We start from the raw sequence: 8,293 nt of genomic DNA, 5'->3' as shown, positions 1-8,293 counted from the left end.
TTCTTAATTCTTAATTCTTAATTCTTAATTCTTAATTCTTAATTCCTCATTCTTAATTCCTCATTCTTTTGTTTGTATTAACTCAATTTTATAACCATCGGGGTCTTCCACAAATGCAATGACTGTTGTACCATGTTTCATAGGACCCGGTTCTCTGGTTACTCTACCACCTAATGATTTAATTCGATCGATCGTTTGGTAAATATCATCGACACCTAAAGCAATATGACCATAACCGCTACCAATATCATAACTATCTGTGTCCCAATTATGGGTTAATTCGATAACGGTATTATCCGCTTCGTCCCCATAACCCACAAAAGCAAGGGTAAATTTTCCAGTAGGGTAATCTTTTTGACGTAAAAGTTTCATGTCTAAAACATTACAATAAAAATCAAGAGATTTTTCTAGGTTTCCCACCCGAAGCATTGTGTGTAAAATACGCATAATTAGTGAATAGTTAAGAATGAATAATTGATAATTAATAATACCTGACAATTTTATTATACCAAATAGGACTTAAGCATCTATTTTGCAAGATTCTATGTTACTAATTTTAATTTTTGTCTCCTCACTGATTGTTACAACGGATACCAAAGTTCATCATCATTAATAGTCATAATGCACCAGATGATTAATTAATGAGAAAAAATGTTACCTCTGATAGAAGGATTTTTAAATGGTATTAGTATCGGCTCAGTACTATTAATCGCCGCCCTGGGTTTAGCTATTGTTTTCGGCTTAATGGGAGTCATTAACTTAGCCCACGGTGAATTAATGATGCTTGGTGCTTATGCAACTTTTGTGGTGCAAAATGTTTTTAAACCTTTGGGTGAGCCTTGGTTTAATTTTTATATTATTGTAGCTATTCCTGTGGCTTTTATTGTCGCCGCCATCGCAGGAATAATTTTGGAACGAGGTGTAATTCGTTTTCTTTATGGGCGACCACTAGAAACCCTTTTAGCTACATGGGGGGTTAGTTTGATTCTACGTCAATTAGTGAGAAGTGTTAATTGGTCTATGACGATCGCAATAGTCGTATTTTGTCTTCTCTTTTTTGGTGCAATGTGGTATTTATCTCGTCAAGGTAATTGGGAGCAAATTCGGACTAAGTTTATCGCTATTACTCTACCTTTAGCCAGTTCGATCGCAATCTTCACAGGGGTATTAATTAATAATACGAAAAATCAGGCGCTGACAAAAGCGTGGTTTAGTGCTAGAAATGTGGATGTAACTGCTCCAGCATGGTTACGGGGAGGAATCCCAATAGGGACATTTCAATTTCCCATAGCTCGAATATTTATTATTGTGTTGACGATTCTTTGTATTATAGGAGTCTATTGGTTTTTAAATGGCACAGATTGGGGCTTAAAAATACGAGCTGTTACCCAAAATCGTACCATGAGTTCTTGTTTAGGCATTCCCACCGCTACCGTTGACGCACTTACTTTTGCCCTTGGTTCGGGATTAGCTGGTATTGCAGGTGTTGCCATTAGCTTACTTGGTTCTGTTGGTCCTAATACTGGACAAAACTACATTGTGGATGCTTTTATGGTGGTAGTAGTAGGCGGTGTTGGTAATTTACTAGGTACAATTATTGCGGCACTTTCGATCGGAATTGTATCTTATATAATTGGTTCGGGTAGTCTAGGATTAATGTTGATGTCTAGTGATTCAGGAGGTACATTATTAGAAGTGATCAACTTTTTTGCTAATACCAGTATGGCGAAGGTGTTAGTATTTATCATGATTATTGCCTTTTTACAAGTCAAACCTTCGGGTATTTTCCCTCAAAAAGGACGTATGGCAGAATTGTAAGCTAGGACGCATCTAAATTGATTGAGAGAGGGAAAAAGGAAGAGGCAATAGGTAAGAGTTTTAGTTATTTTTCAATAATTAATAAAAAATGCAAGTTAAATACGTTTGAGCTTATGAAGTAGGGCGTTTTCATTCTCAAAATTTGATTTAATTAGAAATTATAATTGATAAGAAATATAGCCATTTTTTCTGATTAGAAAATCAATTATTATTAAAAATCATGATATTTTGGTAAAAATTAAGTTCAATTTATTGAACGGTATCTATTAGACGTGTAATGAATTACACGTTGGGATATAGGTTTTCATCAATAACGCGCTGTGTAATAAATTCCACAGCTAACATTTTTCGTTCAATGAATTGAACTAATAAAAAGCAATTTTACTCCGACTTTGAAAAAACCCTGCTTCCCTACTTCATCAAAGTATCTTGTTTTTTTAATATAGTTTTTTTTCGTTTATGATAGAAAAAGGCTTTTATTTATTGTATATTTTTATAATTTACTCATACATATAAAATATGACAACTCAGTCTGACAGAATTATTATATTTGATACCACATTGCGCGATGGAGAACAATCCCCCGGTGCTAGTTTAAATGTAGATGAAAAATTGACCATTGCCCGTGCTTTAGCTAAATTGGGAGTGGATGTGATTGAGGCAGGTTTTCCCCATGCTAGTCAAGGAGATTTTACCGCAGTACAACGTATTGCTGAAACTGTTGGAACTCAATCTGGACCGACTATTTGCGGTTTAGCGAGGGCAACCAAGGCGGACATCAAAAGTGCAGGAGAAGCCCTTAAACCTGCCTTTAATCGCCGTATTCATACCTTTCTGGCAACTTCTGACATTCACCTCGAATATAAATTAAAGAAAACCCGTGCTGATGTACTGTCGATCGTACCTGAAATGGTAGCATACGCAAAAACCTTCACCGATGACGTGGAATTTTCTCCCGAAGATGCTGGAAGAAGTGATCCTGAATTTTTGTATCAAGTGCTAGAATTAGCTATCAAAGCAGGGGCAACTACCGTTAATATTCCTGATACCGTAGGTTATACTACCCCTAGCGAATACGGTGCTATCATCAAGGGCATTAAAGATAATGTACCTAACATTGACCAAGCAATTATATCCGTTCATGGTCACAATGATCTCGGTTTGGCTGTGGCTAACTTCCTCGAAGCGGTGAAAAATGGAGCGAGACAGTTAGAATGTACTATTAATGGTATCGGTGAAAGAGCAGGAAACGCTGCACTAGAAGAATTGGTGATGGCGCTTCATGTACGTCGTCAATATTTTAACCCCTTCTTGGGTCGTGATGTCAACTCGATCGAACCCTTAACCAACATCGACACCAAACAGATTTACAAAACCTCTCGTTTAGTTTCTAACCTAACAGGGATGATTGTACAACCCAATAAAGCCATTGTCGGGGCGAATGCTTTTGCCCATGAGTCGGGAATCCATCAAGATGGAGTCTTGAAAAATCGTCTCACCTATGAGATTATGGACGCAGAGTCGATCGGACTTACCACGAATCAGATTGTACTAGGTAAACTGTCTGGACGTAACGCTTTTCGTACTCGTCTAGTGGAATTGGGATTTGAATTGTCAGAAGACGACTTAAATAAAGCCTTTTTGCGTTTTAAAGAAGTAGCCGACAAAAAACGAGAAATCACCGATTGGGATTTGGAAGCCATTGTCAACGATGAAATTCAACAACCCCCTGAATTATTCCGTCTTGAGTTGGTACAAGTATCCTGTGGTGATCATTCATCTCCCACTGCTACAATTACCCTAAGAACTCCTGATGGTAAGGAATTGAGCGATGCGGCTATAGGTACTGGTCCTGTGGATGCGGTATATAAAGCTATCAATCGTGTTGTCCAAATTCCTAACGAGTTAATCGAGTATTCCGTCAAATCCGTTACTGCGGGTATTGATGCGATGGGAGAAGTGACTATTCGCTTAAAACATGAGAATAAAACCTACTCAGGTTATGCCGCTAATACTGATGTGATTGTAGCTTCTGCTCGTGCCTATATTAGCGCCTTAAATCGTCTTTACGCTACGATCGAAAGCAAAAAAGAGTTAACCACTATTTAGGGGTTGCCTCATAGTATGAGTGATGAGGGGGAGTAATAGGTAATAGGTAATAGGTAAAGTATAGTGTGTCTAAAGCCTTGATTTTCCTAGTTTTCTGATTTATTCAGCAGACTCTAAATAGTTTTTGGTGATATAATCCTGAGAAAAATCTGATTGTCTATCTATCACTAAAGATTAATGTCTCGATCGAAATCCTTACAATACTATATACTAGCAAGATTATTATTAGCACCCTTGATGATTTGGACAATTATCACCATTGTCTTTTTACTATTAAGGGCTACCCCCGGTGATCCTGCCGATGCTATATTAGGTGCTAGAGCACCAGAGTCAGCAAAACAGGCTTTAAGGGAAGATTTAGGCTTAAATGCTCCCCTTATTGTGCAATATTTTCGTTACTTACTGCAAATACTCAATTTCGACTTAGGCACTTCTTTAAGTAGTCGGGGGCTTTCAGTATGGGATGTCATTCAACAACACTTTCCAGCAACGGTAGAATTGGCTTTTTTTGGTATTTCCGTTGCCATCGTGGTAGGGGTTGGTATTGGCATTATATCAGCATCTCGTCCCAATACGGTGTTTGATGTGGGAGGGCGGTTATTTGGTATTATCACCTATTCATTACCTTTATTTTGGGTAGGGATGATTGTACAACTTATCTTCGCTGTGCAATTAAAATGGTTTCCCCTCGGTACAAGGTTTCCTGTAGGTATGGCTTCCCCCGCAAAAATTACGGGATTATATACCCTTGACAGTCTTTTAACTTTCAATTTTGGACAATTTTTTACCGCTATCTATTATCTAATTTTACCCTGTGTCACCCTAGGAATTTTGTTAAGTGGCATTTTTGAACGTATTGTAAGAGTAAACCTCAAACAAACACTTCGATCGGAATATGTAGAAGCCGCTAGAGCAAGGGGAATTCCCGAAAATAAAATTTTACTCAACCATGCCCTTAAAAACGCTTTAATTCCTGTTATAACCGTCATGGGATTAACTTTTGCCGCTCTCTTGGGAGGTGCTGTATTGACAGAAGTAACATTTTCTTGGCCCGGATTAGGCAATCGTCTTTATGAAGCTATATCCTTGAGAGATTATCCTACAGTACAAGGAATTATGGTCTTTTTTGGAGTAATTGTGGTTTTTGCAAGTATCTTGATTGATATAATTAACGCTTTAATTGATCCTCGTATTCGTTATTAACCTGATCGAAAAAGTGCTTATTGATACGATCGAATCCATCTAGTATAAATATACTGAAAATTAAGCTGTAAAAATCAGAAAAAATGATTATCATAGCCAATATCATGTAAATTTTACTCAAAAAAGTATAATGAAAACAATTTTAATGAGGAGTTCAAAAATTATGTTCGATCGAAAAGTTTATACCCCAGAAGGTATTATTAACGAAACAAATCAAAGTAACTTTCAAGAACAGTTAATAAAATTCATAAACAACACCAATCATCAAGATATATTTGTAGATTTTCAACAGGTGGAATTTGTCGATAGTAGTGGTTTAGTGGCTTTAGTTAATGCTTATAACGAAGCGAAAAATCAAAATAAAAATTTCTATTTATTTAACGTTTCCCCTTCTATCAAAATGATTTTTGAAATAAGTCAATTAGATAAAGTTTTAGGCATTAGGGAATATACTGACGCATTAGCCGCCTAGTTCGTAATGAGTAATAGACTTTGCTCATAATTATTATGATTTTACCACCGTAGAACAGGCATCTTGCCTGTTTTTTTTCCAGATGTTGAATGAAGACAGGTGGATAGGTAGAATTAACGACTATCATTACTATTGCCTACCTTACTATTGCCTACCTTCATCACTATCCTTGATATAGTTTATTTACATCTTCAATATTCATCCTCGATGCTATTCCTAATGATAAGCTCGATCGAACCCCATGATTAAAATGATCGCAACCTGCACAAGCAATCATGGCGGCATTGTCGGTACAAAGGCTTAAGGGTGGAAAAAACACTTGTATATCATGCTTTTGAGCTTCTTGTGTTAAACATTCCCTTAAACCACTATTAGCTGCCACACCTCCTCCTACGGCAATTTTGGTTAACCCTAAATCCAAACAAGCACGGATCGATCGTTTTGTTAAGGCTTTGGCTACAGTATATTGAAAACTTGCACATAAATCCGTAATGGGTAAATTATCCCCATTTTCTTCCTTCAATTTGGTAATTAACCTCAGCATCGCTGTTTTTAAGCCACTAAAACTAGAATCGTAGGGATGGAAACCCTGATTATTTGGTAAAGATACTTTACCTTCAGGGAGTTTGAAGGCATTTCGATCTCCCTCTTTCGCTAATCGATCGATCACAGGACCTCCCGGATAAGGTAAATTTAATAACCGTGCTACCTTATCAAAAGCCTCCCCAGCCGCATCATCACGGGTTGAGCCGATATTTTTGTAAACACCTCTACCTTTCACATGAATTAAACTGGTATGCCCTCCCGATACCAATAAACAAAGAAAAGGAGGCTCTAAGTCTGGATCATTGAGATAACTTGCATAAATATGACCTTCAAGGTGATGAATCCCTAAAAACGGCTTATTATGCACTAAAGCGAGGGTTTTGGCGGCGGTGACACCCACTATTAATGATCCCACTAAACCGGGTGTTACAGTGGACGCAATGGCATCAATATCACCCCAAGCCAAACCAGAATCAGCCATAGCCTTATCAATACAAGGATTAACCATTTCTAAATGTTGACGGGAAGCCAACTCAGGTACAACTCCCCCATATTGTTCATGTAACTTAATCTGGGAAGCGATGACATTAGATAAAATATTACGATTTTTTACGATCGAGACGCTAGTTTCATCACAACTGCTTTCTACTGCTAGAATAACACTCATTAATTTAAGTAATTTGTTAAGAATAATAAATTTTCTTCTTATTACTTTACTCTATTTACTAATCACAGTAAGATCGCATTTGAAGCCATTTTTCAGCTTCTTTTTTGTAACAAAAACTTATTGTTTCAATAAAAATACAGGAAACAATTTACTATGGGAAAAATATTCAGTTTAGTATTAGCCTTCGCTCTTTCCGTGTCCTTATGGGCAAACTTTGCTCCTACAGCTAGTGCAGATTTATCTCACTTAACACCTTGTAGTGAGTCCGCCGCTTATCAAGCTAAAGCCAAAAGTTTCCGTAACACCACCGATGATCCTACTTCTGGTCAAAAACGTGCCGCCAGTTACGCTGAAGCTCTTTGTGGTCCTGAAGGATACCCTCACTTAGTCGTTGACGGCAGATTAAGCCATGCTGGAGACTTTATTATTCCTGGGGTATTATTCCTTTATATTGCTGGTTGGATTGGCTGGGTAGGACGTTCTTACTTGATCGCTATCAGAGAGGAAAAAGATACTGAAATGAAAGAAATTATCATTGATGTACCTTTAGCTTTCAGCAAAATGTTGTTTGGATTCTTATGGCCTTTACAAGCCTTACAAGAGTTTACTTCTGGTCAATTAACAGTTAAAGATTCGGAAATTCCCGTTTCTCCTCGTTAATTTTTTTGTTCATTTTTAATTAATTATTTGGAGAAATTTTGATGAAAGATTTAACAACCTTTTTATCTACCGCCCCTGTTTTAATCACTGCTTTATTAGTTTTTACCGCAGGTTTATTAATCGAATTTAATCGTTTTTATCCTGATCTTTTATTCCATCCTATGGGCTAATTTCGATCGAATCAACTCCCTAACTCTCGATTTTGAGTCATTCAAGGGAGTTGAATTAACCTCAAGAATCATCATCTTCAGAGAAACACAGGCAGGATGCCTATTTTACGGTATAAAATCATCACTTCAAAATTATTATATTCGTAAATCTCCATGAAAAATAAAAATAATTTTCCCAACAGCGCATAAATTGACAAAGTCTAACTGATAAATAAATAGAAACAAAAATTTAAGTACAAAATTATGGGAAATATAGTCGGAATCGATTTAGGCACAACTAACTCCGTTGCCGCCTTCAAATTTGCAGAAACTCAAGTTGTGAATGATCCTCAACATGGATTTTTAGTAAAATCAGTAGTAGGTTTATCAGGTAATAACTTAATTGTAGGAAGGGATGCGTATAAAGATTTAAAGCGCGATCCAGAAAATGTTATTATCTCCATTAAGCGTTTAATGGGGCGTGGTTTTGCCGATGAAGTAGTGCAACAACAGCTAAAAAACTTTGGTTATAAAATCACCCAATCTAGTCAAGGTACAGAAAATAGTATCTCGGTATGGTTAGGAGGAAAAGAATATCAACCCGAAGACATTAGCGCAGAGATTTTAAAACAAGTAGTAAAAAATGCTCAAGCCTATCAAGAAAGTGTT

The 8,293-nt window shown here is 36.9% G+C and carries 9 protein-coding genes; 7 read left to right on the top strand and 2 right to left on the bottom strand.

Annotated features, from left to right (window positions below):
- Positions 1-60: 60 nt before the first annotated feature.
- The gene (gene gloA / locus ACN4EE_RS21050) at positions 61-447 is read right to left on the bottom strand and encodes a lactoylglutathione lyase (RefSeq protein ID WP_431708468.1); all 387 of its coding nucleotides are present in this window, start codon (positions 445-447) and stop codon (positions 61-63) included.
- A 204-nt stretch (positions 448-651) separates the two neighbouring features.
- Between gloA and ACN4EE_RS21045 the strand changes: the two genes are divergently transcribed.
- The 4 genes from ACN4EE_RS21045 (at position 652) to ACN4EE_RS21030 (ending at position 5,602) form a co-directional block, all read left to right on the top strand.
- Positions 652-1,818: an ABC transporter permease subunit gene (locus ACN4EE_RS21045; protein ID WP_431708467.1), complete on the top strand. Its 1,167-nt coding sequence runs from the start codon at positions 652-654 to the stop codon at positions 1,816-1,818.
- Positions 1,819-2,337: 519 nt separating this feature from the next.
- Positions 2,338-3,927 carry a 2-isopropylmalate synthase gene (locus ACN4EE_RS21040; RefSeq protein ID WP_431708466.1) on the top strand — a complete coding sequence of 530 codons (1,590 nt, stop codon included), beginning with the start codon at positions 2,338-2,340 and terminating at the stop codon, positions 3,925-3,927.
- Positions 3,928-4,104: 177 nt separating this feature from the next.
- The gene (locus ACN4EE_RS21035) at positions 4,105-5,130 is read left to right on the top strand and encodes an ABC transporter permease (RefSeq protein ID WP_431708465.1); all 1,026 of its coding nucleotides are present in this window, start codon (positions 4,105-4,107) and stop codon (positions 5,128-5,130) included.
- 130 nt (positions 5,131-5,260) lie between these two features.
- Complete coding sequence (locus ACN4EE_RS21030; RefSeq protein ID WP_431708464.1) at positions 5,261-5,602, top strand: STAS domain-containing protein; 342 nt, start codon at positions 5,261-5,263, stop codon at positions 5,600-5,602.
- Positions 5,603-5,765: 163 nt separating this feature from the next.
- Here ACN4EE_RS21030 and tsaD read toward each other — a convergent pair whose 3' ends face one another.
- Positions 5,766-6,815: a tRNA (adenosine(37)-N6)-threonylcarbamoyltransferase complex transferase subunit TsaD gene (gene tsaD, locus ACN4EE_RS21025; RefSeq protein ID WP_431708463.1), complete on the bottom strand. Its 1,050-nt coding sequence runs from the start codon at positions 6,813-6,815 to the stop codon at positions 5,766-5,768.
- Positions 6,816-6,968: 153 nt separating this feature from the next.
- On the opposite strand from tsaD, the gene ACN4EE_RS21020 reads away from it, so the two are divergent.
- The 3 genes from ACN4EE_RS21020 to ACN4EE_RS21010 all read left to right on the top strand — a co-directional run.
- Positions 6,969-7,475 carry a Photosystem I reaction center subunit III gene (locus tag ACN4EE_RS21020; protein ID WP_431708462.1) on the top strand — a complete coding sequence of 169 codons (507 nt, stop codon included), beginning with the start codon at positions 6,969-6,971 and terminating at the stop codon, positions 7,473-7,475.
- A 41-nt stretch (positions 7,476-7,516) separates the two neighbouring features.
- Positions 7,517-7,645 (top strand): photosystem I reaction center subunit IX, encoded by a 129-nt coding sequence (gene psaJ, locus ACN4EE_RS21015; RefSeq protein ID WP_017296182.1) that lies wholly within the window; start codon positions 7,517-7,519, stop codon positions 7,643-7,645.
- A 243-nt stretch (positions 7,646-7,888) separates the two neighbouring features.
- Positions 7,889-8,293, top strand: a 405-nt coding sequence (locus tag ACN4EE_RS21010) for an Hsp70 family protein (protein WP_431708461.1), incomplete at its 3' end; no start/stop codon positions are given.

Source organism: Geminocystis sp. CENA526, from assembly GCF_050753365.1.
Taxonomy (GTDB): Bacteria; Cyanobacteriota; Cyanobacteriia; order Cyanobacteriales; family Cyanobacteriaceae; genus Geminocystis.
Note: the sequence above shows the minus strand (reverse complement) of the source record. Positions and strands in the feature narration are given on the sequence as shown.

What these genes read in the sequence shown, in the direction of transcription:
- tsaD (WP_431708463.1), bottom strand. Translation starts at nt 6,815, where the DNA reads ATGAGTGTTATTCTAGCAGTAGAAAGCAGTTGTGATGAAACTAGCGTC.
- psaJ (WP_017296182.1), top strand. Translation starts at nt 7,517, where the DNA reads ATGAAAGATTTAACAACCTTTTTATCTACCGCCCCTGTTTTAATCACT.
- ACN4EE_RS21040 (WP_431708466.1), top strand. Translation starts at nt 2,338, where the DNA reads ATGACAACTCAGTCTGACAGAATTATTATATTTGATACCACATTGCGC.
- ACN4EE_RS21035 (WP_431708465.1), top strand. Translation starts at nt 4,105, where the DNA reads ATGTCTCGATCGAAATCCTTACAATACTATATACTAGCAAGATTATTA.
- ACN4EE_RS21030 (WP_431708464.1), top strand. Translation starts at nt 5,261, where the DNA reads ATGAAAACAATTTTAATGAGGAGTTCAAAAATTATGTTCGATCGAAAA.
- gloA (WP_431708468.1), bottom strand. Translation starts at nt 447, where the DNA reads ATGCGTATTTTACACACAATGCTTCGGGTGGGAAACCTAGAAAAATCT.
- ACN4EE_RS21045 (WP_431708467.1), top strand. Translation starts at nt 652, where the DNA reads ATGTTACCTCTGATAGAAGGATTTTTAAATGGTATTAGTATCGGCTCA.
- ACN4EE_RS21020 (WP_431708462.1), top strand. Translation starts at nt 6,969, where the DNA reads ATGGGAAAAATATTCAGTTTAGTATTAGCCTTCGCTCTTTCCGTGTCC.